26 protein-coding genes are annotated in these 22,772 nt (G+C 28.3%); 10 read left to right on the top strand and 16 right to left on the bottom strand.

The annotated features are described in order from the left end of the window. Nucleotides 1-175: 175 nt before the first annotated feature. Entirely contained in the window at nucleotides 176-1,051 is an 876-nt protein-coding gene (gene folD, locus V3V28_RS04420) for a bifunctional methylenetetrahydrofolate dehydrogenase/methenyltetrahydrofolate cyclohydrolase FolD (protein WP_331363818.1), read from the top strand. A gap of 334 nt (nucleotides 1,052-1,385) precedes the next feature. Here the strand turns inward: folD and V3V28_RS04415 are convergent, their stop codons facing one another. The 16 genes from V3V28_RS04415 to V3V28_RS04345 form a co-directional block, all read right to left on the bottom strand. Then, on the bottom strand, nucleotides 1,386-1,949 hold the full coding sequence (locus V3V28_RS04415) for a hypothetical protein (RefSeq protein WP_331363817.1): 564 nt from the start codon (nucleotides 1,947-1,949) through the stop codon (nucleotides 1,386-1,388). Between the two features lie 47 nt (nucleotides 1,950-1,996). Then, complete coding sequence (locus tag V3V28_RS04410) at nucleotides 1,997-3,565, bottom strand: helicase HerA-like domain-containing protein (RefSeq protein ID WP_331363816.1); 1,569 nt, start codon at nucleotides 3,563-3,565, stop codon at nucleotides 1,997-1,999. A 167-nt stretch (nucleotides 3,566-3,732) separates the two neighbouring features. Then, the gene (locus V3V28_RS04405; protein ID WP_331363815.1) at nucleotides 3,733-4,734 is read right to left on the bottom strand and encodes a DHH family phosphoesterase; all 1,002 of its coding nucleotides are present in this window, start codon (nucleotides 4,732-4,734) and stop codon (nucleotides 3,733-3,735) included. Nucleotides 4,735-4,879: 145 nt separating this feature from the next. Next, nucleotides 4,880-5,809: a hypothetical protein gene (locus V3V28_RS04400; protein WP_331363814.1), complete on the bottom strand. Its 930-nt coding sequence runs from the start codon at nucleotides 5,807-5,809 to the stop codon at nucleotides 4,880-4,882. A gap of 71 nt (nucleotides 5,810-5,880) precedes the next feature. Next, nucleotides 5,881-6,015: a LytTR family transcriptional regulator DNA-binding domain-containing protein gene (locus V3V28_RS14655; RefSeq protein WP_442957518.1), complete on the bottom strand. Its 135-nt coding sequence runs from the start codon at nucleotides 6,013-6,015 to the stop codon at nucleotides 5,881-5,883. A 317-nt stretch (nucleotides 6,016-6,332) separates the two neighbouring features. Further along, nucleotides 6,333-7,061, bottom strand: a complete 729-nt coding sequence (locus V3V28_RS04395) for a glycosyltransferase (RefSeq protein WP_331363813.1) — start codon at nucleotides 7,059-7,061, stop codon at nucleotides 6,333-6,335. Then, entirely contained in the window at nucleotides 7,061-8,605 is a 1,545-nt protein-coding gene (locus tag V3V28_RS04390; protein WP_331363812.1) for a glycosyltransferase family 39 protein, read from the bottom strand. The genes V3V28_RS04395 and V3V28_RS04390 overlap by 1 nt, the downstream gene beginning before the upstream one ends. 75 nt (nucleotides 8,606-8,680) lie before the next feature. Beyond that, nucleotides 8,681-9,436 (bottom strand): LytR/AlgR family response regulator transcription factor, encoded by a 756-nt coding sequence (locus V3V28_RS04385; protein WP_331363811.1) that lies wholly within the window; start codon nucleotides 9,434-9,436, stop codon nucleotides 8,681-8,683. 163 nt (nucleotides 9,437-9,599) lie between these two features. After that, nucleotides 9,600-9,938 carry a 2TM domain-containing protein gene (locus V3V28_RS04380; protein ID WP_331363810.1) on the bottom strand — a complete coding sequence of 113 codons (339 nt, stop codon included), beginning with the start codon at nucleotides 9,936-9,938 and terminating at the stop codon, nucleotides 9,600-9,602. Further along, nucleotides 9,916-10,251 carry a 2TM domain-containing protein gene (locus tag V3V28_RS04375; protein WP_331363809.1) on the bottom strand — a complete coding sequence of 112 codons (336 nt, stop codon included), beginning with the start codon at nucleotides 10,249-10,251 and terminating at the stop codon, nucleotides 9,916-9,918. Before V3V28_RS04375 ends, V3V28_RS04380 begins: the two co-directional genes overlap by 23 nt. Before the next feature lie 2 nt (nucleotides 10,252-10,253). After that, nucleotides 10,254-10,823, bottom strand: coding sequence for a 2TM domain-containing protein (locus V3V28_RS04370; RefSeq protein ID WP_331363808.1), 570 nt, complete (start codon nucleotides 10,821-10,823; stop codon nucleotides 10,254-10,256). A 4-nt stretch (nucleotides 10,824-10,827) separates the two neighbouring features. Further along, entirely contained in the window at nucleotides 10,828-11,115 is a 288-nt protein-coding gene (locus V3V28_RS04365) for a 2TM domain-containing protein (protein ID WP_331363807.1), read from the bottom strand. A 2-nt stretch (nucleotides 11,116-11,117) separates the two neighbouring features. Further along, nucleotides 11,118-11,441: a 2TM domain-containing protein gene (locus V3V28_RS04360; RefSeq protein WP_331363806.1), complete on the bottom strand. Its 324-nt coding sequence runs from the start codon at nucleotides 11,439-11,441 to the stop codon at nucleotides 11,118-11,120. Next, complete coding sequence (locus V3V28_RS04355; protein WP_331363805.1) at nucleotides 11,441-12,796, bottom strand: 2TM domain-containing protein; 1,356 nt, start codon at nucleotides 12,794-12,796, stop codon at nucleotides 11,441-11,443. Before V3V28_RS04355 ends, V3V28_RS04360 begins: the two co-directional genes overlap by 1 nt. A 30-nt stretch (nucleotides 12,797-12,826) precedes the next feature. Beyond that, nucleotides 12,827-12,997, bottom strand: coding sequence for a DUF2141 domain-containing protein (locus tag V3V28_RS04350; protein ID WP_331363821.1), 171 nt, complete (start codon nucleotides 12,995-12,997; stop codon nucleotides 12,827-12,829). After that, entirely contained in the window at nucleotides 12,934-13,239 is a 306-nt protein-coding gene (locus V3V28_RS04345) for a hypothetical protein (RefSeq protein WP_331363804.1), read from the bottom strand. The genes V3V28_RS04350 and V3V28_RS04345 overlap by 64 nt, the downstream gene beginning before the upstream one ends. A gap of 613 nt (nucleotides 13,240-13,852) precedes the next feature. On the opposite strand from V3V28_RS04345, the gene V3V28_RS04340 reads away from it, so the two are divergent. The 9 genes from V3V28_RS04340 to argH all read left to right on the top strand — a co-directional run bounded on the left by V3V28_RS04340 (nucleotide 13,853) and on the right by argH (nucleotide 22,694). Continuing rightward, nucleotides 13,853-14,467 carry a GNAT family N-acetyltransferase gene (locus V3V28_RS04340; protein WP_331363803.1) on the top strand — a complete coding sequence of 205 codons (615 nt, stop codon included), beginning with the start codon at nucleotides 13,853-13,855 and terminating at the stop codon, nucleotides 14,465-14,467. After that, a complete protein-coding gene (locus tag V3V28_RS04335; protein WP_331363802.1) occupies nucleotides 14,454-15,641 on the top strand; it encodes an argininosuccinate synthase in 1,188 nt (395 codons plus the stop codon). The genes V3V28_RS04340 and V3V28_RS04335 overlap by 14 nt, the downstream gene beginning before the upstream one ends. Nucleotides 15,642-15,643: 2 nt before the next feature. After that, nucleotides 15,644-16,621, top strand: coding sequence for an N-acetyl-gamma-glutamyl-phosphate reductase (gene argC, locus V3V28_RS04330; protein WP_331363801.1), 978 nt, complete (start codon nucleotides 15,644-15,646; stop codon nucleotides 16,619-16,621). 11 nt (nucleotides 16,622-16,632) lie between these two features. Beyond that, nucleotides 16,633-17,433: a pyrroline-5-carboxylate reductase gene (proC, locus tag V3V28_RS04325; RefSeq protein ID WP_331363800.1), complete on the top strand. Its 801-nt coding sequence runs from the start codon at nucleotides 16,633-16,635 to the stop codon at nucleotides 17,431-17,433. After that, nucleotides 17,430-18,557, top strand: coding sequence for an aspartate aminotransferase family protein (locus V3V28_RS04320; protein ID WP_331363799.1), 1,128 nt, complete (start codon nucleotides 17,430-17,432; stop codon nucleotides 18,555-18,557). Before proC ends, V3V28_RS04320 begins: the two co-directional genes overlap by 4 nt. After that, the gene (locus V3V28_RS04315) at nucleotides 18,554-19,492 is read left to right on the top strand and encodes an N-acetylornithine carbamoyltransferase (RefSeq protein ID WP_331363798.1); all 939 of its coding nucleotides are present in this window, start codon (nucleotides 18,554-18,556) and stop codon (nucleotides 19,490-19,492) included. Before V3V28_RS04320 ends, V3V28_RS04315 begins: the two co-directional genes overlap by 4 nt. Beyond that, nucleotides 19,485-20,267: an acetylglutamate kinase gene (argB, locus tag V3V28_RS04310; protein ID WP_331363797.1), complete on the top strand. Its 783-nt coding sequence runs from the start codon at nucleotides 19,485-19,487 to the stop codon at nucleotides 20,265-20,267. The genes V3V28_RS04315 and argB overlap by 8 nt, the downstream gene beginning before the upstream one ends. A 2-nt stretch (nucleotides 20,268-20,269) precedes the next feature. Continuing rightward, nucleotides 20,270-21,337, top strand: a complete 1,068-nt coding sequence (locus tag V3V28_RS04305; protein ID WP_331363796.1) for a M20 family metallo-hydrolase — start codon at nucleotides 20,270-20,272, stop codon at nucleotides 21,335-21,337. 79 nt (nucleotides 21,338-21,416) lie between these two features. After that, nucleotides 21,417-22,694 (top strand): argininosuccinate lyase, encoded by a 1,278-nt coding sequence (gene argH, locus V3V28_RS04300; protein ID WP_331363795.1) that lies wholly within the window; start codon nucleotides 21,417-21,419, stop codon nucleotides 22,692-22,694. Nucleotides 22,695-22,772: the final 78 nt, after the last annotated feature.

Below are 22,772 nucleotides of genomic sequence, written 5' to 3'. Positions count from 1 at the left end.
TTAAACTTTGAAACTTTGAAACTTTGAAACTTTGAAACTTTGAAACTTTGAAACTTTGAAACTTTGAAACTTTGAAACTTTGAAACTTTGAAACTTTGAAACTTAAAGTAAATAATTAAAAAAGTTTAAAATTTCTATTAAAAGACAACTTTTATTGAAATTAAAATAAACAAACATGATTCTATTAGACGGTAAAAAAACAGCAGCAGACATTAAAGAAGAAATTGCTTTAGATGTTAGAGATTTAAAAAACAGAGGAAAAAAAACACCTCATCTTGCAGCAGTAATCGTTGGTAATGATGGTGCTAGTATTACTTATGTAAACGCAAAAGTAAAAGCTTGTGAACGTGTAGGTTTTGAGTCTTCTTTAATCCGTTTATCAGAAGAAACAACAGAAAAAGAATTATTAAACGAAATTGCTGTTTTAAATGTTGATAATGATATTGATGGTTTTATAGTTCAACTCCCACTACCAAAACACATAGACGAACAAAAGATTTTAATGGCTGTAGATCCAGATAAAGATGTAGATGGCTTTCACCCAACAAATGTTGGTAAAATGGCTTTAAACTTACCTACTTTTATTTCTGCAACACCTTATGGAATTTTAGAATTATTAGATAGATATAATGTTGAGACTTCAGGAAAACACGTAGTTGTTTTAGGAAGAAGTCATATTGTTGGTAGCCCAATGAGTATTCTTCTATCGCAAAAAAGAAAAATTGGTAATGCTACAGTAACAATGTGCCATAGTAGAACTAAAAACTTAAAAGAATTCACTTTACAAGCAGATATTATAGTTGCTGCAATCGGTATTCCAGAATTTGTAAAAGCAGATATGGTAAAAGAAAATGTAACAATTATTGATGTTGGTATTACAAGAGTTGGAGATTCTTCAAGGAAAAGCGGTTACCGTTTATTAGGTGATGTTGCTTTTGAAGAGGTTTCTAAAAAAGCCGCTTTTATTACACCAGTTCCTGGTGGAGTTGGACCAATGACAATTGCTATGTTGCTAAAAAACACCTTATTAGCTTGTGAAAGAAATAGTTAAATAAGTTTTAGTAATTTTCCTAAAATTTTGAACATCTATAGAAAATAGATACTTACTTGTTAGGTTGAAAATTATTTATTTTACATAATGTATTTTTAGTTGGTATAATAAAAGTGCTATTTTGAATGATTTTTTTTATCCATAAAGTTTGGTTTTGCGTAAGCGATTGAAATGGCATCCTTTTTATGCAAAACACTTATTTATTAATAATAACAGAATTATAATTAATAAATAAGTGTTTAAGACTTTCTAAAACCTTTTGGAATAAAAAGATAAAATGGAAAGCGCAGTTTTGCCTTTTTTAAGAAAGGGAAAATACGCCCAAAAAACACGTTTAGTTAAACCAAACTACAAAAGATTTCATTTTAGCTAAATCAGGAATTTGCTCTAAAGTTACTTTTTGAGCACTAAAATTCTTAAGTCCTAATTCTTCTTTATCAATTGCAACTGTTGCGTTTAAATCATCTAAAAATAAGATTACAGAAGACAGAGTAGATTCAACTCTTGGTTTGTTTACCATGTTAATATCTGCAAAAGTAGAATTAAAATGAATACCAGATTCCGTTTTAAAACGTGCGTCATGTATTTCTATACTTTTAATTGTAGATGTAGAATCTAATTGTTCTTTTGGCATAATCGTTAAAAGTAACTTCCCTCCTTTTTCATAAACTAAATACTCATCATCATCCTGAAAATAATTATCTCCTAATGCTCCTTCACTTAAATTCTTTACAATAGAATCATTTTTAAACAAATTATCTAAATCTAAAACTGTTGTTTTTGAAGTTAATTGACCAACTTTTCCTTTTTCTATTTTAAATTTATTGTTATTACCACAACTCACTAATACTAAAGTAAATAAAGCTAATATTGCCACTTGAGCGTTCTTTTTAATCATTTTGTTTGGTTTAAATACGTTTATTAAACGTTTTATTTTCTAATTTGTTATTTCAATACTTTTTTTAATATGCCAAATGCAGCTCTAATAAAAGTTGCACTTGTTAATACCTTTATTAAAGGGTTTTGTCTTGTACTTCTTCTAGAATAACTTCTACTAGATCTTTCTTCTCTAGCTCTTTTCTTCTCTTTTTCTTTGGCTAATTTTACTTTTTCCTTTTTTTCGGCAGCATCTTTTATTGCTTTTGCTTCTGCTAAATTAATTTTATCAATTTTAGAATTTAGCAGTTCATAAGCACTTTCTCTATCTAAATCTTGATTGTATTTATGTACCAATCTAGAATTACCAATTACTTGTTTTATTTCTTTTTCTGATAAAACATCCATTCTGCTCATTGGCGCACGCAACATCGTTCTAGCTAATGGTGTCGGAATTCCTTTTTCATTTAAAACGGATACAAATGCTTCACCAATACCTAATTGAGTTAAGACCTCTTTTGTATCGTAATATTCTGAAGAAGGGTAATTTTCTGCTGCTAACTTAATTGCTTTTCTATCTTTTGCTGTAAATGCTCTTAATGCGTGTTGTACTTTTAAACCTAATTGCGCTAAAATATCTTCTGGCACATCTTTAGGGTTTTGAGTTACAAAATACAACCCAATTCCTTTAGAACGAATTAGTTTTACAATGCTTTCAATCTGATTTAATAAAGCTTTAGAAGCTTCTTCAAACACCAAATGTGCTTCGTCTATAAAAATAATTAGTTCTGGTCTACCAGAATCTCCTTGTTCCGGAAAAGTTTCATAAACCTCTGCTAATAATTGCAACATAAATGTTGAAAACAATTTGGGTTTGTCTTGAATATCTGTTAACCTTAAAACTGAAATAATTCCTCTTCCGTTTTCATCTACTCTGGTTAAATCTTCTACTTCAAAAGATTTTTCTCCGAAGAATAAATCGCCACCTTGCTGTTCTATTTCTACAATTTTACGCAAAATTGCACCTGTAGAAGAAGATGAAATTCGCCCGTATTCATTTTGTATTTCCTCTTTACCTTCATTAGTAATATATTGTAAGACTTTTTTGAAATCTTTAATATCTAATAAAGCGTATTTATTATCATCGCAATATTTAAAAATAATAGCAACAATTCCACTTTGTGTTTCTGATAAATCTAAAATTCTTGATAATAAAACAGGCCCAAATTCAGAAATCGTTGCACGCATTTTAGTTCCGTCTTGTTCAGAAATGGTTAAAATCTCTATCGGAAATTTTTTAGCATCAAACGGTATACCAATTTTTGCGTGACGTTCATCTATTTTTGCGTGTCCAGGACTTGGTTTTGCCAAACCAGAAAGATCTCCTTTTATGTCCATTAACAAGACAGGAATTCCTTTTTCTGATAAATTTTCTGCTAAAACTTGAAGTGTTTTTGTTTTCCCTGTACCTGTTGCGCCAGCTATTAAACCGTGTCTATTAAGTGTTTTAAGAGGTATTTTTACAATGGCATCTGTTATGGTTTCCTCACCCAACATTGCTGCACCTAATTCAATAAAATCTCCTTTGGTTTTGTAACCGTTATTAATGTACTCGAAAAATTCTTCCTTCTGGCTCATCTTCGTAAATTTTGTTAAAAATAATCAAAGTTTAATGGATGTGAAATTATTTGTAGATTTTGTTGAAAATAGTTTTCATCAATATTTAAAAATGAAAATTAAAGTAAACTAAAATTGCCACAAATTCACTAAATTCAATTCGTGCCTTTATGGCAATTTTAGCTTTATTATTTCTGAAAATATTCAGGAATTAATCCTTTTAATTTCTCTAAAGTTTCGTCTACAGTTAAATCGCTCATTCCGCCAGATGCATTTGCATGACCGCCACCGTTAAAATGTTCTTTTGCCAACATATTTACAGGGTTTTCTGCGCCTTTAGATCGGAAAGAAATTTTCATAATTCCGTCTCTTTCTGTAAACACAATTGCCGCTTTCATTCCTTTTATAGACAAAACTAAATTTGCCAGACTATCTGTATCTCCTTTTTTGTAATTATATTTTGCCAATTCTTCTTTTGATAAAGAAATAATTGCAACATTATAATCGTATAAAATTTCTAATTTTGCGCTCATTGCATAGCCTTGCAAACGCAAACGACTCTCTGTATTATTGTCATTTAATTTTTCGTGAATTAAATGATGTTCTACGCCTGCAGCTAATATTTTCCCTAAAACTTCATGTGTTCTTGGTTTTACAGAATTGAATCTAAAACTACCAGTATCTGTTAAAATTCCTAAATACAAAGGCGTTCCAATTTTTTCATCTAATAATTCTAAATGACCAGATTGTTCTATTAAATCTACAATTAATTGAGAAGTTGATGATGCTGTTGTTTCTGAAACCGTTATTGTTGGAAATTCTTCTGGATTTAAATGATGATCTATCATTATTTTCTTACAAGTTGCTTCTTCTAACAAAACTTGCATTTCTGGCCCTACTCTATTGGTTGCATTATAATCTAAACAGAAAATTAAATCTGCATTTTGCATTGCTTCGGTAACCTCATCTGGATTTCCGTCCATTAAAAGAATTGACGAAGTATCTAACCAATCTAAAAAATCTGGCGCTTTATCTGGATGACAAACCACTACTTTTTTACCAAGTTTTTCTATAAAATGAAACAAACCTAATGATGAACCAATAGAATCTCCATCTGCAGATTTGTGTGCTGTAATAACGATATTAGAAGCTGCTTGTATTTCTGCTTCAATTTGTTTGTAAATATTCATGAATTGTTTTTTATGCAATTACCAATTCTCTGGCAATTGTATCTTTTTTATGAAGACACGAAGTTAGGTTTATTATTTGTTTGAGAAAGGAAGTGATTAAAATATAATTGTAGCTAAATTATTTGATTTATTTGTTAGAAAAAATCTATTTTAATTCATAATCTAAAAAGATACGATCTCTTTGATTATTTAAATCGTCTACTTCACTTTCCAATTTTGAAATTTTTAAACTAATTATATTCAGCTTACGGTTTAAATCAACTTTTTGTTTTTCAATACTCGAAATATCCTTGCTAATATTTTGATATAACTCAATATAAGGACTAAATTTTTTGATTTCATCATTTAAATATAATTCATAGCTCAATAAACAATTATCAAATTCTTCTTTACTTATATATTCCCACTTCTTACTTTTATCTGAAGCTAGGTATTTTTTTAATTCTTGAGTTGAAAAACCTTGGGTGAAATTGTATATAAATTTATTTAAATCTATGGAGAATGTAGTAGTATCAGTTGATAATATTTTATTCTTTTTTTCTTTGTCAATTGGGTTCGAAAAGAAAGGTTCAAAAAATATATTTTTGTTTTTAAAAAAAGTAACAATATCTACTTTGATATCACCTAAACCAGTTTTGATAACTTTTTCAATAACCGTGTTTTCTATTCTTAAAACTTTGATTTCAGTTAAATTTCTTTTCAGTTCACTTTTAAAATGAGAGCGTAATTCTTCAGGTATATTGGGATCTATTATTTTGTTGTACACTAATTGAAATTTTTCTCTTTGCTTTTCTGCTAAATCACTGATTAAAAGTCCAGGGACTTCAATTACCATAATTTCTTTAAACACTTCTTTTGTTAACCAATGGATATAAGATTCAACAGTACCTTCACAACTTGAATTTGGCTTATGTCTAAAGTGAGGAGTTTGGTAATTAAGAACAGCATTAAAACTCTCTCCACAATCTTTACAAATTAAGTTTGCTTTATTCTCTTTAGTCGCATTAGCGATATTTACTAATTTTTCAGTTAGTTTATTAAATGCAGTTGGATATTTTATATAATTTTCACTCAATGAATTCTATTATTAGACTTAATCGCTAATTTAACAGAATTTAAATTTAGAAACAAGTCAAATTACAAGCTTTAGTCAATCCAATTCTTAAAATCTTTTACACGTTCTCTACTCACAATAATTTCAGTTTCAGTATAAGAATGTAAAATCAATTTTAAGCGAGAATTAGAATAGGCTATAATGTCTTTTATGGCATTTATATGCACTATAAAAGACGGTTTACTCTAAAAAAAATATAGTGATTAAATCATTTTTTTAACTAATTTAAATAATGATTTATAATATAATTTCAATCTGATGTATTTAAGTACAAAGCTTTATCCATAATAAAAACAAGAAATATTTTCTGAATCAATAGTTTTAATCTTCTTCCGTAATTTAACCATAAAAAAAACTTTATAATTATAAACTCTATAATTACTTAATAGCTTTTTTAATTACTAATAGAAAGAGCAATTATATCTATTTTATAGGGTATTCAGTTCAGTTTATTATAAAATAGTTTAAATCCTCTTAATCTAAATTATTTATATTTTATTTTTATTTTTAATATTTCTTTTGGTGTGTTTAAAAAATCGGTAAATTTAACTTTAGACTCCCCTTTTTCAACCCATTCTGTCAAAGGATGTTCTAACACTTTTTTAAGTAAATTAGTACCAAAAAGATTCTTTAACCTACAAATAAATTCGACATCAAATAACCATTTAGTAATAAACTTTTCCTTAAAAACATTTACTGGAATTGATGTAGAAAATAATTTTGCACCACATTGAGTATCATAAACTGATAATTTTAAAACATATGAACTTATAATAGTTGCAAAGATTCTTCCCAAGAAAAAACGATGAAATTTTCTATCAATATTAGAGCCTAATCTTTTTATTCTTGACCCCATAACTAAAATTAAATTTTTATTTTGAATAAAATACTTTTCGAAAATTTCTATTTCAAATAAAGGTGTCGCCAAATCTGCATCAAAGTAACCTATATAATCATATATGTTTCTATCATATAATTCTAATATAGTTTTTCTAATCACTTCTCCCTTACCTACATTTTCATCATAATTAATTATTATAGTTTTTTTTGGTTCTTTATCTTTAATAGAATCTAAAACACCTATTGTTTTATCAATACTTCCATCATTTACAAAACAAAAATGAGTTTCATTTTTGTTTATGTAATTTAAGAAAAGTTGTTTTGGCAACCTTTTTTCTTCATTATAACAAGGGATTATTATACAAGTTTTCATCATCTCAATTTATATATAGATAAAATTGAACTATTATCTCTTTCAATTGTAAAAATACGTTTCTTAAAATCAATCTTAATGGCTTCTAAATAATTATTAGAAATAAAATAATCTGCATCATCTAGGTTTTCACTTCTAATAATTCTTATTTTATCTTCTAAAGGTAAAGTTTTAGTATTTTGAAATCCAATAAGCCCCGAAAAAACTACTTTTATTTCCTTTGATTTATCTATAGAAACTAACTTTTCTAATGCTTCTTTGTATGAATGCCCCCAATAATCAAGTTTAAATTGTTCTGCCCTATAATTTTTCTTAGAGCTAATAAACTCATTAAAGTAAACAGTCTGATATGGATGAATATCTATTTGTTTATAAAGAACAAACACTTGGTAAACTAACAAAAATAAAATTAAAAAATTATGAATTCTTTTTTCTTTGAAAAAATAAATGAAAAATAAAATAAAAATAATAAAACTTGGATACAAGAAAAACAATTGTCTCCAACTATTATAAATTACAGAATTTTTAATTAAAATTATTGCTATAGTAATTACAAAAAAGGAACCCAAAAAAGCTATTTTTCTTGTTTGCTTATTAACTAAAAATTCACCTTTATTTTTTACAACAGATACTACTAGAAGTGCTAATCCAAAACATCCATACACTAAATATAAAAATGGATTTGAAACAAAAAACCATTTAAAAAAATAACTATTATCATCAGTAGACCTGATCATTTCTCCATAAGTTAATTCAAATGGATTATGCCTAAAGTGAGACATATTAGAAAAAGATTTTAAGAAATTATCAATAGGGTTTGACCATAAATTTGGCCAAAAAGCATAAACAAAAATTAGTGTTATAATAATATAAAGAAAACTATCTTTAAAAGTTTTCTTTAAATTAAATTTAAAATCAATACAATCAAAAATTAACAAATAAAAAATCACTGCTACTGGAAACAATACTCCAAGGATTCTAATATTTATTAATAATGCACTAACAAAAGACATTAATAAAATGTTTTTAAAATTTCTCTTTTTTATGAATTTTAAAAAAATATAAAAACAAATAATAAACATTACCATTAGAGGTATATCCTTTGAATTAATAAAGGAATGAGCATAAATTCTTGGATTTATTGTATATAGAAGCAAAGCAAGAATTCCATAAATTTTTGAATTAAATAATTGATCAATTAACAAGAAAAGAAAAACACCTCCAATTAGGTAGAACAAATTTGTAAACAAATGTCTAAAAGCATAGATATCTCTTTCATCCTTGCCTGGTTTTTCCCAATTAAAAATTTCTTCTAAAATAACTAAAGGGGCCTCAAAAACCACTCCATAATCTCTATCTACCCATGTTTTTAAGGACTTATTTTTATTAGTAACATAAGCCATATTTATCTTAGCTGTTCCGCGCTGTACTACCTCATCTGTACTAATACCATAGTCTTTATAGATAGAAAAAGTAGTAATTAAAGAAATAACTACATAAACAGTTATAATAACCTTATTACTTTTTAATGTTAATATTCTCATTTAATGTAATTTTATAAGATATCAAAAGTAAGTTATTTATTCAAAATATAGATTAGCATCTTTTAAAGATAAATTCTAATCAATCCAATTCTTAAAATCTTTTACACGCTCTCTACTCACAATAATTTCAGTTTCGGAATAAGAATGTAAAATCAGTTTTAAGCGAGAATTAGAATAGGCAATAATGTCTTTTATAGCATTTATATGAATGATAAAAGTACGGTTTACTCTAAAAAAATGTTCTGGATTTAATTGTTCTTGCCAATATTCTAAAGAGTTGTCTAATAAATAATTTCTATTTTCTTTGGTATAAATATAGCTAGATTTGTTTTCGCTATAAAAACACTCAACCTCATCTATATGAATGATTTTTATATGCTGCCCGACTTTAATGGTCAGACGTTTTTTAAATTTTCTATCAACAGGGTTTACTAATAACTTACGAATATCATCTAAATTAACCTGAACATCTGTTTGCTTTGGTCTGTTTTTTTTAAATTTATCAACCGCAACTTTTAACTCATCTTCATCTAAAGGTTTTAGTAAATAATCGATACTATTTAATTTAAACGCTTTTAGTGCATATTCATCATACGCAGTGGTGAAAATTATAGCAGAATTGACTTCAATTTCTTCAAAAATTTCAAAAGACAAACCGTCTGATAATTGAATATCTAAAAATATTAAATCTGGATGTTCATTATTTTGCAACCAATTTAAAGACTCTTCTACAGAATGCAACATTTGCTGTACTTCTATATCTAAAGCAGCTAACATTCTATTTAATCTTCTTGCTGCTGGTTTTTCGTCTTCAATAATTAGTACGTTCATATAATAGTTGTTAGTTATTAGTGTTAAGTTGTTGGTTGTTTGATTTCTCCATTTATCAGAATTAAAGAAAAGTAAACTTTTAGGCTCTGAAACTGTTTTACTTAACAGTTTTGCTACTTTGAAACTTTGCGTCTTTGAAACGTTGTTACTCTACAACTCTTTTTCACTCTTTCATAAATTCTTCTATCTTTTTTTCTTCCCAATCTTTATTAAATAAATTTAAAAATCCAAAAGTTTTTAAGGCATGAAATAGTAAGAAAACTCCCCAAATTAGCCAAATAGGTATGTGTGTAAATCCGTCACCATCAAACTGATTACTAATAATAAAGTTACCAAATATCTTGAAGGAGAAATTCCAAACAAATGCTAAAAACAAATTTACTAAAACGTAAGCAGAAACATGTTTGTAGAATTCTTTAAGTTCTTCTATTCTTTCTTTTGCTTTTATAAACCTCTTATCTGTTGTGTTTTCCATCATTTTAAAATCTTTTATTTCTTTCATCTTCTTTATCCATCATTTCTTTAATTTTCTTTTCCTCCCAATCTTTACCAAATCCTAAGGATTGAAATCCGAAAACGCCTAACCAATGAAAGAACATTCCAATTCCCCAAAAAAGCCAAGTAGAATAAACACCAAAATTAGAAATAGCATCTTTAAAGCTATAATCGTTTTGCATTAACCCAAATATAACAACACCGCTAATAAAAATATTTACTAAAATATAAACTATTAAATGAACGTAGAAACCTTTAATGGCTTTTACTCTTTTTTTAGCTCTAATAAAACTAGCTTCTTTTGTAAAATCTTGTTGCATTTTTATTGATAATTTTTAATTAATTCTTTCATTTTTCTTTCTTCCCATTTTTTTCCTAAACTTAAAAAACCAAATCCAAAAACACCTAACCAGTGTAAAAAAACCGCAATAAACATACCTCCGATTGCAAACCAAAAGAAATGAAAACCAGGTACAAATTGTAGATTAATAAAAATTATAATTGCAGATGAAAATAATGTTATAAATAAATGAATATAGAAACCTTTCATCTCTTTAGCTTGTTTTTTTGCTTTTAAAAAATATTGCTCTTGAATATATTTTCCTTCATTTTGATTCTTTATATCTATAGATTCTTTCATTTTCCTTTCTTCCCAAGTGTTTTTAAAATTATTTTTAGAAAAACCAAACACATTTAACCAATGAATAAAAAGACCTATACACCAAGCAATAATTGCATACCAAAACCAATGAAATTGTGGTACAGTTTTTAAGTTGATAAAAATTATAAAAGGAATAATTAAAAATGTTGAAAATAAATGCGTGTAAAAACCTTTTAGATCTTTAATTCTTTTTTTAACTTTTAAGTTTATTGAATGATTTATATTTTGCATTTTATTAATTATTCTTGTTCATAAATTCTCTGATTTTCCTTTCTTCCCAGTTTTCACCAATTCCTAATAAGTTAAATCCGAAAACTGATAACCAGTGAAAGAAAAGCCCTGTTCCCCAACCTAATGCAGAAAACCAAAACCAATGAAAATGTGGTTCGAACTTTAAATTCATAAAAATAATTACTGGTATTATAACGCAGTAAACTGTTAAATGTGTGTAAAAACCTTTAATAGCTTTTACTCTTTTTTGAGCCTTATAGTAACGCTGTTGTTCTTTAAAATTTATTTCCATCACTATCTTTTATAATTTGTTTCTTCCATATATTTTTTTATCTTTTTCTCTTCCCAATCTTTGTTCATAAACAAACTCAATCCAAAAGTATTTAAAGCCTGAAAAACGATTCCTATTCCCCAAAAAAGCCAGATTTTATAATTATGATAATCTAAAAATGCTTCTTTAAAAGTATCTCCGTCATTTACATCTCCCACAATAAAAATGGCAGTCAAAAAGATGTTTACAATAATATAGGTTGCTAAATGTTTGTAAAATTTACTGATTTTTTCAACTCTTTTTTTTGCTAAAATATATTTTTGTTCTTGTGTAAGATTTCTTTCCATTATCTAGCTCTTTTATTTTGATTCTCTTCTTCCATCATTTCTCTAATCTTTCTGTCTTCCCAGTTTTTTCCCAAGAAAATATTATAATTATTTACTTCTAAAAAATGAAATGCTAAACCGATTCCCCACCCAAAAATTGGAAACCAAAACCAGTTAAAACCTGGTGAAAATCTTAAATTAATAAAGATTAAAAATGGTATTACTATACAGTAAGAAGCTAAATTTTGATAAAATTCTTTCAATTTTTCTACTCTTTCTACTGCTTTTACATATTTGCTATTTTCTAAATCGTCTGTGTACATAATATTATTCATTTTATATAAGAGAGGTAAACTCACCTTAAATGTTTTGTTATTGTTTTCTATTTTCACTACTTTTTCAGTGATTAATCCATATCTATCAGCAATATTTTGCAAACCAACTTTGGTGCTTTTCCCTATTGCTTCTTTAGGATTGATATTGTTTTCTATAATTAAATAATTGTCTTCTTCATAAATAGTAATGGTTAATGGTTTAGAAGTAGAAACTACATTGTGCTTTACCGCATTTTCTAATAAAAGTTGAAGAGATAACGGTACTATTTTTAATTCGTTAGTACTAATAGTATCCGGAATATTAAATTGAACGGCTTCTTCAAAACGCATTCCTAACAATTCCATATACGTTTTCGCAAACTTTAATTCTTCTTCAATAGGCACTAAATCTTTATTTCTTTGTTCTAAAACATATCTATAAACTTTAGATAATTTTGTAGTAAATCTTTCTGCTTGATTAGGGTTTTCACCAATTAAACTCGTTAATACATTTAAACTATTGAATAAAAAATGAGGATCTAATTGATTTTTTAAAGATTCAAACTTTGCTGTTTCTGTTTTTGCAACAATTTCTTGTTTTGTAGTCTCTTGGGTCATTGCAGATTTCCAATTCTCCATAAAACCTTTTGCGTGATAAACCGCTGCTACTCCCAAAGAAAATATAATTGCAAATGCGTGTACCCAAACTAAAGTTCCACTAAAAAAGTTTTCAAATTTGTATCCGAAAATTAAAATATACTGTACATAATGTATTAATAAAACCGCAATTACGGTATACAGAACTGTTCCTATAATTCCTGCCCAAACTCTTTTATTAGTTTCTTTTACCCAATCCCATTTAGAGTTTAAAAAATTATTAATAATTCCGTTCCCTAAACCTAAAACATAAGAATACATTGCAGAGATTAAAAAGACTAAACCAATTCCTTTAATACTAAATTGTTGATTTATAATTGTAAAAAGAACACCAAATATTATTGTTAGTTTTGTACAAATTATAAAGTCTTTTTTTAATTCTTTAAAAGTGTTTGATGTATTCATTATGGGAAAAATTATTTTAAAATAAATTTACTAAAATTTAATTTCTAAAGATACTTCTTTATCCTTCACTACAAATTTAGCATTTTCAAAAGTAGGTGGCGCAAAAGCCATAACGTTATTTGATGCTCCAAAATCTTCTAATGGCATTCTGTTTGGTGAAAAATCCATTTTATCATTGTTATTTTTATCATGATAACAGATAACTGCATATTCTCCTGAAGGAATGTTTTCAAAAACGATAGTACTTTTCCATTTACAATTTTACCATTTGTACCAACTACGGGTACTCTCATAAAATTATCTTTGGTATATAATGCATATCCTATTTTCCCGGTATCTGAAGTTGCATTTACAACAGTTACAGTAATTTTATTGTTTTGTGCTGTTATACTATTTGTAATTGATAACATTGCTACGACTATAATTGATAATAAAAATTTCATAATATTTTGTTTTAGTGGTTATTGATGTTACAAAGATGCAATACAACCATAGTTTTTTAAATTAAAGAACACCGAACTGTATTTTTTTTAGGATGAATTGTAAAAAACAAGCATAAAAAGTGGTTTTTCCTTTAATAATATATAGTATTTGGTGTCTCAAGAAATACAATCTACAATATCAATAGACTTATAAAAGTGTTTACTACTAATTTCATGAATAATAAATTGATTTATTACTAAATTGATAAAAGTTTCAAAAAAACGTTCAATTTTCATTATCAATTGAAAAAATATTTTACATTTACACCATGTTTACTACAAAAAATAAAACAAATACTATGGTTGTCAGATTGCGCTTTCGCAATGTAATTCGCTAATTCTAAATTTAGCAATAAACTGAAACCGTAATTTTTATTTTTTATCATGTACAATCACAATTCAACAAACTTTAAAAGCCAACAAAACAATATTATTTCTTTAAATAATAAGAATTCTGTACGCCGCTTTTTCTCACCTCGCCCTTTGGGTGTATAACTATTATGGAATTAGGTGAGTCCAATTCTGCATTTCAAAGCAAAAAATTAAATACATTCAACTTTAAAATATCAATACAATGGAAATTGTAATTGCTAACAAATCACATACTGTTTACGCAGATATTATTTGTAAAACAATAGAAGAAGCTTCTAAAGTAAGAGGAACTGGTATTGCAAAACGTAAACCAGAATACGTTGCCACTAAAATGGAAAACGGAAATGCTGTAATTGCTTTAGATGGTCATAAATTTGCAGGGTTCTGTTACATAGAACAATGGGGACATGGAAAGTTTGTTGCCAATTCAGGTTTAATTGTACATCCTGATTATAGAAATTTAGGATTAGCAAAAAAAATAAAACTTGTAATTTTCAATCATTCAAGAACCAAGTTTCCTGATGCTAAAGTATTTAGTATTACAACTGGTTTAGCAGTTATGAAGTTAAATAGCGATTTAGGTTACAAACCTGTTACTTTTTCTGAATTGACAGATGATCAATCTTTTTGGAAAGGTTGCCAAACGTGTAAAAATTACGATGTTTTAACCAGAACATCACAACAAATGTGTTTGTGTACAGGAATGTTGTTCGATCCAAAAAATCAAAATAAAGAAGAACCAAAAGAAATTAAAGAGAGTAGATTTCAAAAATTAAAACAAAAGTTTTTAAAAAAAGAAAACAATGTCAAAAAATAAAGGAAAATTAGTAATTGCCTACAGTGGTGGTTTAGATACTTCTTATTGTGCAGTAAGTTTATCAAAAGAATATGATGTGCATGCTGTAAGTGTAAACACAGGTGGTTTTACTACTGAAGAAATTAAACAGATAGAAAGTAATGCTTATAAAATGGGTGTTACAACGTATAAAAATATTGATGCAGTTGCCACATTTTACAATAAAGTAGTAAAGTATTTAATTTTTGGTAATGTATTAAAAAACAGTACGTATCCTCTTTCTGTAAGTGCAGAAAGAATTATCCAAGCCATAGAAATTATTGAATATGCTAAAAGTATTGATGCAGAGTATATTGCGCATGGCAGTACTGGTGCAGGAAATGATCAAGTTCGTTTCGATATGATTTTTCAAACGTTGGCTCCTGGAATTAAAATCATAACACCAATTAGAGATCAAAAACTAACAAGAGAACAAGAAATAGAATATTTAAAATCTGAAGGAGTAAATATGCCTTGGGAAAAATCTAAATATTCTGTAAACAAAGGGCTTTGGGGAACAAGTGTTGGTGGTGTAGAAACTTTAAAATCTGAACTTCCTTTACCAAGTGAAGCATTTCCATCTCAATTGGAAAAAGAAGGTGAAGAAAAAGTAACAATGACTTTTAAAAATGGTGAATTTGTTGCCTTAAACGGACAAGAAAACAAACCAGAAGTAAATATTGAAAACTTAAACAATATTGCATCTAAATATGCAATTGGTAGAGATATTCATGTTGGAGATACTATTGTTGGTACAAAAGGGCGCGTTGGTTTTGAAGCTGCTGCTGCTTTAATTACGGTAAAAGCACATCATTTGTTGGAAAAACACACCTTAACAAAATGGCAACTACAACACAAAGAATATTTATCTAGTTTCTACGGAATGCATTTGCATGAAGGTCAATATTTAGATCCTGTAATGAGAGATACTGAAGCTTTTTTACAAAGTACTCAAAAAATGGTTTCTGGTAATGTTGTAGTTTCTTTAAAACCTTATCATTTTTCTTTAGACGGAATTATTTCTGATCATGATTTAATGTCTAGTGCATTTAGTACCTATGGCGAAGAAAATAAAGCTTGGACAGCAGATGACGCAAAAGGATTTATTAAGATTTTAGGAAATCAGAATAAAATATATAGACAAGTAAACTCATAATTATGTTAGAAGTAGGAATTATTGGTGGCGCAGGTTATACAGCTGGTGAATTAATAAGATTATTATTAAATCACCCAGAAACGAATATCAATTTTGTGTACAGTACTTCTAATGCTGGTAACAAATTGTATAAAGTGCATCAAGATTTAATTGGCTCTACAGAAATTAGTTTCTCTAGCGATATTAATGCTGATGTTGATGTATTATTCTTGTGTTTAGGGCATGGAAACTCGACTGCTTTTTTACAGAAAAATAGCTTTTCAGGCAACACAAAAATCATTGATTTAAGTAATGATTTTAGATTACTTGCTGATAAAAATTTCGAAGGAAAAGATTTTGTATATGGTTTACCAGAATTAGATAAAGAAATTATTAAAACGGCTAAATACATTGCAAATCCTGGTTGTTTTGCAACTGCTTTGCAATTGGCAATTCTACCTTTGGCAGCAAATGGATTGTTACAAAATGACATTCATGTAAACGCTGTTACTGGTGCTACTGGTGCAGGTACTTCATTATCTGCAACAACGCATTTTACGTATCGAGATAATAATTTTTCTCATTATAAAGCTTTTAATCATCAACATTTAGGTGAAATTAATCAAACTGTAAATCAATTACAAAGTGATTTCAATTCTGAAATCAATTTTGTACCAAATAGAGGCGATTTTTCTAGAGGAATTTTTGCAACTACGTACACAAAGTTTAATGGTTGTATAGAAGAAGCAAAAGAAATGTATAAAGAGTATTATAAAGATGCTGCTTTTACATTTGTTTCTGATGAAAGCATTTTTATGAAGCAAGTTGTAAACACAAATAAATGTTTGGTACAATTAGAAAAACACGGTAATAAATTATTAATAACAAGTACAATAGACAACCTTTTAAAAGGAGCTTCTGGGACAGCAATACAGAATATGAATTTAACGTATGGTTTTGAAGAAACTTTAGGTTTAAAATTAAAAGCTAATTATTTTTAAAAAATAATATTATGAAAATAGCAATTATAGGAACAGGAAATTTAGGAAAATCTATTGCAAAAGGTTTAATCACCAATAATGCAATTACTTCTTTGTATTTAACTAAAAGAAATTTAGATGGAATATCTGAATTTGAAGGATACAAAAACGTGTTCTTAACAACTGATAATAAAGAAGCTGTTCAGAATTCTGACATTTTAATATTTGCAGTTCAACCTGCATATTTTGAAGGAATTTTAGAAAATACAAAGCATCTTTTAACTGAAAAACATATAATAATTTCTACAATTACAGGATTTTTAATTCCAAAAATTGAAGCAATAATTGGTACAGACAAATTTATTATTAGAGCAATGCCAAATACCGCAATTGCTGTTGGTAAATCTATGACTTGTTTATGCTCAAACGAACAAGGTAAAAAACGTATTCAACTTGCAGAAGCAATTTTTAATAGATTAGGTCATTCTTTATCTATTCCTGAATCTCAAATGCAAGCTGCAACTGTGGTTTGTGCAAGCGGGATTGCTTTTTGGATGCGATTGATTCGTGCAACAACTCAAGCTGCTATTCAATTAGGTTTTGATGCAAGAGAAGCACAAGAACTAGCAATGTTTACGAGTGAAGGTGCTGCGAATTTGTTAATTACTAATGGCAATCATCCAGAAGAAGAAATAGACAGAGTTACCACTCCACAAGGTTGTACAATTACTGGTCTAAATGAAATGGAACACAAAGGTTTGAGTTCTTCTTTGATACAAGGAATGGTTGCTTCTTTCAATAAAATCAATAATATTAAAAAAGAACAAATATGAGTTTATTTAATGTGTATCCTTTATTTGACATAACTCCTGTAAAAGCAGAAGGTATGTATGTTTTTGATGAAAATGAAACCAAATATTTAGATTTATATGGTGGTCATGCAGTAATTTCAATTGGACATTCGCATCTAAAATATGTAAAAAATATTAGCGAACAAGTTGCCAAAATAGGGTTTTATAGCAATTCTATTCAGAATCCATTACAAGAAAAACTAGCTAACAAACTAGAAAAAGTATCTGGTTGTAAAGACTATGAATTATTTTTATGTAATTCTGGTGCAGAAGCAAATGAAAATGCTTTAAAATTATCTTCTTTTCATACAAATAAAAAGAAAGTTGTTGCTTTTAAAAATGGGTTTCATGGTAGAACTTCTGCTGCTGTTGCTGTAACTGACAATCTCAAAATAATTGCACCAATAAATGCTCAACAAGAAGTAGAAATTTTAGAATTAGGAGATTTAGTTGGTTTGGAAAAATCATTAATTAAAAATGATGTTTGTGCAGTTATTGTTGAATTTATTCAAGGTGTTGGTGGTTTAGACGAAAGTACAACTGAATTCTATGAAGGTGCTGACAAGCTGTGTAAAAAATACAATACGTGTTTTATTGCTGATGAAGTTCAGTCTGGATTTGGTAGAACTGGCGGTTTTTTCGCTTTTCAAAAATATAAAGTAACTCCAGATATTATTTCTATGGCAAAAGGAATGGGAAATGGCTTTCCTATTGGTGGAATTTTAATTCATCCTTCAATTAATGCTTCTTTTGGTTTATTAGGAACCACTTTTGGCGGAAATCATTTGGCATGTGTAGCTTCTTTAACAGTTTTAAATGTGATTGAAGAGGAAAGATTAATGCAAAATGCTTTAGAAGTATCAACATATTTCTTGCAAAAAACATTAACTGTTCCTAATTTAAAGACTGTTAAAGGAAGGGGATTAATGTTAGGTTTAGAATTTAGTTTTCCAATTGCTGAACTTCGAAAAAAATTAATTTTTAAGCATAAAATATTTACAGGGAATGCAAAGAACCCGAATTTATTAAGAATTCTTCCTCCATTAACTGTTAAAAAAGAACATATCGATTTATTTTTTGATGCTTTAAAAAGTGAATTATCATGAAAAAATTCACATCTATAAATGACATTAACAATATCAATTCTTGGATTAAAGAAGCAAAAGAGATAAAAGCAAATCCTTTAAAAAATATTGAATTAGGAAAAAATAAAACTTTAGGATTGTTATTTTTCAATTCGAGTTTACGTACACGTTTAAGCACACAAAAAGCAGCTTTAAATTTAGGAATGAATCCTATAGTAATGAATGTTTCTGGTGATGCTTGGGGAATTGAATTTGGTGATGGAACTGTTATGAATGGAAACACTGCAGAGCATATTAAAGAGGCTGCAGCTGTAGTTTCTCAATATTGTGATGTAATTGCTGTAAGAGCATTTCCTAGTTTAACAGACAAAGAAAAAGATGAATCTGAACAAGTTTTGAATTCATTTGTAGAATTTGCTTCTGTACCAGTTATTAGTATGGAAAGTGCAACTGGGCATCCTTTACAAGGTTTAACTGATGCTATTACTATTTCAGAAAACACAACCAAAAAGAAACCAAAAGTAGTATTAAGTTGGGCGCCACATATTAAAGCTTTACCGCATGCGGTTGCAAATAGTTTTACGCAAGCAATGCAAAAAATGGATGTAGAGTTTGTAATTGCAAACCCAGAAGGGTATAATTTGAGTAAAGAAATTACCAAAGACACTAAAATTTATCACGATCAGTCAGCAGCTTTTAAAGATGCTGATTTTGTGTATACTAAAAACTGGAGTTCTTATGAAGATTATGGGAAAATATTAAATACTGATACTAATTGGATGATTACAAAAGATAAACTAGCAAGTGCAAAGTTTATGCACTGTTTACCAGTTAGAAGAAATGTTGTTGTTGAAGATGCTGTTTTAGATTCTGATGCTTCTTTAGTTATAGAACAAGCAAATAACAGAACTTTTGCAGCACAATTGGTCTTGAAAAAAATATTAGAAAATGTTTAAAGAAAAATTATCAATCATAAAAATTGGGGGAAATATCATTGAAGATGAAACTTCATTAAATGCTTTTCTACAATTATTCTCTAATTTAGAAGGAAAGAAAATTCTTGTTCATGGAGGTGGTAAACGTGCTACTCTCATTGCATTAAAATTAGGTATTGAATCAAAAATGATAAACGGTAGACGTATTACAGATGCTGAAACATTAGAAGTAATTACAATGGTTTATGGTGGTTTAGTAAACAAAAATGTAGTCGCTAAATTACAAGCTTTAAATATTGATGCAATTGGTTTAACGGGTGCAGATATCAACAGTATAAAATCAGAAAAAAGACCTGTAAAAGAAGTCGACTTTGGTTTTGTTGGTGATGTGAAAAAAGTAGCTTCCAATTCTATAGATAAACTTATAAAAGCAACTTTTACACCTGTTTTTTGTGCAATTACTCACGATGGAAACGGACAATTATTAAACACAAATGCAGATACTATTGCAAGTACAATTGCTGTAGGAATGAGCGAAGTCTATGAAACATCAATCTATTATTGTTTTGAATTAAATGGTGTTTTAAAAGATTTTAACGATAAAAAATCAGTAATTAAAAACATCGATTCCAAAACCTATAAAGAGTTATTAAAAACTAGCATTATTACTGATGGAATGATTCCTAAAATAGACAATTGCTTTGATGCATTAAACAATGGTGTCTCTAAAGTACATATTGGAAATACTTCTATGTTGACAAAAGAAAACGACAATTTTACAACAATAACATTATAAAAATGAATATTGAAAAATTAACAGAAAACGCAATTTCTCTTTTAAAAAATCTGATTGAAACGCAATCATTTTCTACAGAAGAAGAAAATACTGCAAAACTGATTGAAGCTTGGTTTATTGAAAACAAAATTCCGTTTAAAAGAACAAAAAACAACATTTGGGCAACCAACAAACATTTTGATAAAAGCAAACCAACTATGTTGCTGAATTCTCATCACGATACTGTGTATCCAAATTCTGCGTATACAAACGATCCATTAAAAGCGATTGTTGAAAACGGTAAATTATATGGTTTAGGATCTAATGATGCTGGTGGATGTTTGGTTTCTTTAATCGCAACTTTCACTAACTTTTACGCACAAGAAAATTTAAAATACAATTTAGTCATTGTAGCTTCTGCAGAAGAAGAAAATTCTGGTCCTGATGGATTAAATTCTATGTTATCAATAATCCCACATATTGATGTGGCAATTGTTGGCGAACCAACTTTAATGAATTTAGCCGTTGCTGAAAAAGGTTTGGTAGTTTTTGATGCTGTGGTTGAAGGAACTCCAAGTCATGCTGCACATCCAAATAATAACAATTCAATTTACAATACAATAGAAGTTTTACAATGGTTTAAAGATTTCAAATTCGAAAAACCCTCTGTTGCTTTAGGTGATGTAAAAATGACAGTTACACAAATTGCTGCTGGTTCTCAACATAATGTTGTGCCTGCGCATGTAGGTTTTGTGGTTGATGTTCGTGTAAACGACGCCTATTCTAATCAAGAAATTGCGGACATTTTACAAGAAAATTCACCTTGTACAAAAATTACTCCAAGAGGTTTAAAGTTAAACTCCTCTTCTATTTCAACAGAACACGATTTAGTAAAAGCAGGAATTGCAATGGGAAGAGAAACCTATGGATCTCCAACTTTGTCAGATCAAGCTGTATTAAGTTGTCCATCTTTAAAATTAGGCCCTGGAGATAGTACACGTTCTCATTCTGCTGATGAATTTATTTATCTTGCAGAAATTGAAGAAGGAATTGAATTATACGTTGAATTGTTGAATCGTGTAATCGTTTAAAAGATAACACGCAAAAAAAGGACACAAAATCATTCAACAATTACACGATTAAACAAATACACAATTAAACAATTTTCATATGAAACTTTGGGATAAAGGATTTTCAATAGACAAACAAATAGAAAAATTTACAATTGGTAATGATAGAGAAATTGATATACATATTGCAAAATATGATGTTCAAGCTTCTTTAGCACACGCAATAATGCTAAAATCTATTGGTATTATTACTGCTGATGAATTAAAGGATTTAAAAAGAGGTCTTAAAGAATTAGCTTCAGATATCGAAAATGGAACTTTTGTTATAGAGGAATCTTTTGAAGATGTACATTCTAAAATTGAGTGGGAACTAACCAATAAATTAGGTGAAGTTGGTAAGAAAATACACACAGCTCGTTCTAGAAATGATCAAGTTTTAGTTGCTCTACAATTGTATTATAAAGACAACCTAAGGTTGATTAATTCAAAAGTTAAAACTCTTTTTGATACGTTATTAAATCTTGCTGAAACGCATAAAGAAAGCCTTTTACCTGGTTATACGCATTTACAAGTAGCAATGCCATCTTCTTTCGGATTATGGTTTTCTGCCTATGCAGAATTGTTAATCGATGATGTTTATATGCTAAATGCAGTTGCTAAAGTAGTTGACCAAAACCCTTTAGGTTCAGCTGCTGGTTATGGTTCTTCTTTTCCTATTGATAGAGAATTAACCACCAAAGAATTAGAATTTGCAACACTAAAATACAATGTGGTTGCTGCACAATTAAGTAGAGGAAAAAGTGAACGTTCAATTGCTTCTGCTTTAGGTGGCTTGTGTAACACTATGTCTCGTTTTGCAATGGATGTTTGCTTGTATATGAGTCAGAATTTTAATTTTATTTCTTTTCCTGATGAATTAACAACAGGAAGTAGCATTATGCCACACAAAAAAAACCCTGATGTTTTTGAATTGATTCGTGGAAAATGTAATAAAATTCAGGCATTACACACAGAAATGGTGATGATTACCAATAATTTACCAACAGGTTATCACAGAGATTTTCAATTATTGAAAGAAAATATTATTGCAGCTTTTGAAGATATAAAAGATATTTTAGACATTTTTAATTATTCAATTCAGCAAGTAATTGTAAAAGACATCGATTTGAATGATGAAAAATATCAATATTTATTTACGGTTGATAGCATCAATAATTTAGTGGTTGAAGGAATGTCTTTTAGAGAAGCATACCAAAAAATTGGAGGTCAAGTGCAAGCAGGAACTTACAAACCAGATTTAGGAAAACAACATTCTCATGTGGGTAGTATTCATAATTTATCTTTAGATAAAATTCGTGTGAAATATCCTCAAAATTAGAGAAATTCGCTAACGTGTTAGTGTATGATTTCGTTGCGTGTTTAAGCACTAAAGTTAGCAAATAAATCACAGATAGAA

The organism is Polaribacter sp. (genome assembly GCF_036480315.1).
Classification (GTDB): domain Bacteria; phylum Bacteroidota; class Bacteroidia; order Flavobacteriales; family Flavobacteriaceae; genus Polaribacter.
The sequence above is the reverse complement of the archived record's forward strand: the minus strand, read 5'-3'. Positions and strand labels throughout refer to the sequence as shown.

Excerpts from the sequence above, each read along its gene's own strand:
- folD (WP_331363818.1), top strand. The coding sequence starts at position 176 with ATGATTCTATTAGACGGTAAAAAAACAGCAGCAGACATTAAAGAAGAA.
- V3V28_RS04415 (WP_331363817.1), bottom strand. The coding sequence starts at position 1,949 with ATGATTAAAAAGAACGCTCAAGTGGCAATATTAGCTTTATTTACTTTA.
- V3V28_RS04410 (WP_331363816.1), bottom strand. The coding sequence starts at position 3,565 with ATGAGCCAGAAGGAAGAATTTTTCGAGTACATTAATAACGGTTACAAA.
- V3V28_RS04405 (WP_331363815.1), bottom strand. The coding sequence starts at position 4,734 with ATGAATATTTACAAACAAATTGAAGCAGAAATACAAGCAGCTTCTAAT.
- V3V28_RS04395 (WP_331363813.1), bottom strand. The coding sequence starts at position 7,061 with ATGAAAACTTGTATAATAATCCCTTGTTATAATGAAGAAAAAAGGTTG.
- V3V28_RS04390 (WP_331363812.1), bottom strand. The coding sequence starts at position 8,605 with ATGAGAATATTAACATTAAAAAGTAATAAGGTTATTATAACTGTTTAT.
- V3V28_RS04385 (WP_331363811.1), bottom strand. The coding sequence starts at position 9,436 with ATGAACGTACTAATTATTGAAGACGAAAAACCAGCAGCAAGAAGATTA.
- V3V28_RS04380 (WP_331363810.1), bottom strand. The coding sequence starts at position 9,938 with ATGAAAGAAATAAAAGATTTTAAAATGATGGAAAACACAACAGATAAG.
- V3V28_RS04375 (WP_331363809.1), bottom strand. The coding sequence starts at position 10,251 with ATGCAACAAGATTTTACAAAAGAAGCTAGTTTTATTAGAGCTAAAAAA.
- V3V28_RS04370 (WP_331363808.1), bottom strand. The coding sequence starts at position 10,823 with ATGCAAAATATAAATCATTCAATAAACTTAAAAGTTAAAAAAAGAATT.
- V3V28_RS04365 (WP_331363807.1), bottom strand. The coding sequence starts at position 11,115 with ATGGAAATAAATTTTAAAGAACAACAGCGTTACTATAAGGCTCAAAAA.
- V3V28_RS04360 (WP_331363806.1), bottom strand. The coding sequence starts at position 11,441 with ATGGAAAGAAATCTTACACAAGAACAAAAATATATTTTAGCAAAAAAA.
- V3V28_RS04355 (WP_331363805.1), bottom strand. The coding sequence starts at position 12,796 with ATGAATACATCAAACACTTTTAAAGAATTAAAAAAAGACTTTATAATT.
- V3V28_RS04345 (WP_331363804.1), bottom strand. The coding sequence starts at position 13,239 with ATGAAATTTTTATTATCAATTATAGTCGTAGCAATGTTATCAATTACA.
- V3V28_RS04340 (WP_331363803.1), top strand. The coding sequence starts at position 13,853 with ATGGAAATTGTAATTGCTAACAAATCACATACTGTTTACGCAGATATT.
- V3V28_RS04335 (WP_331363802.1), top strand. The coding sequence starts at position 14,454 with ATGTCAAAAAATAAAGGAAAATTAGTAATTGCCTACAGTGGTGGTTTA.
- argC (WP_331363801.1), top strand. The coding sequence starts at position 15,644 with ATGTTAGAAGTAGGAATTATTGGTGGCGCAGGTTATACAGCTGGTGAA.
- proC (WP_331363800.1), top strand. The coding sequence starts at position 16,633 with ATGAAAATAGCAATTATAGGAACAGGAAATTTAGGAAAATCTATTGCA.
- V3V28_RS04320 (WP_331363799.1), top strand. The coding sequence starts at position 17,430 with ATGAGTTTATTTAATGTGTATCCTTTATTTGACATAACTCCTGTAAAA.
- V3V28_RS04315 (WP_331363798.1), top strand. The coding sequence starts at position 18,554 with ATGAAAAAATTCACATCTATAAATGACATTAACAATATCAATTCTTGG.
- argB (WP_331363797.1), top strand. The coding sequence starts at position 19,485 with ATGTTTAAAGAAAAATTATCAATCATAAAAATTGGGGGAAATATCATT.
- V3V28_RS04305 (WP_331363796.1), top strand. The coding sequence starts at position 20,270 with ATGAATATTGAAAAATTAACAGAAAACGCAATTTCTCTTTTAAAAAAT.
- argH (WP_331363795.1), top strand. The coding sequence starts at position 21,417 with ATGAAACTTTGGGATAAAGGATTTTCAATAGACAAACAAATAGAAAAA.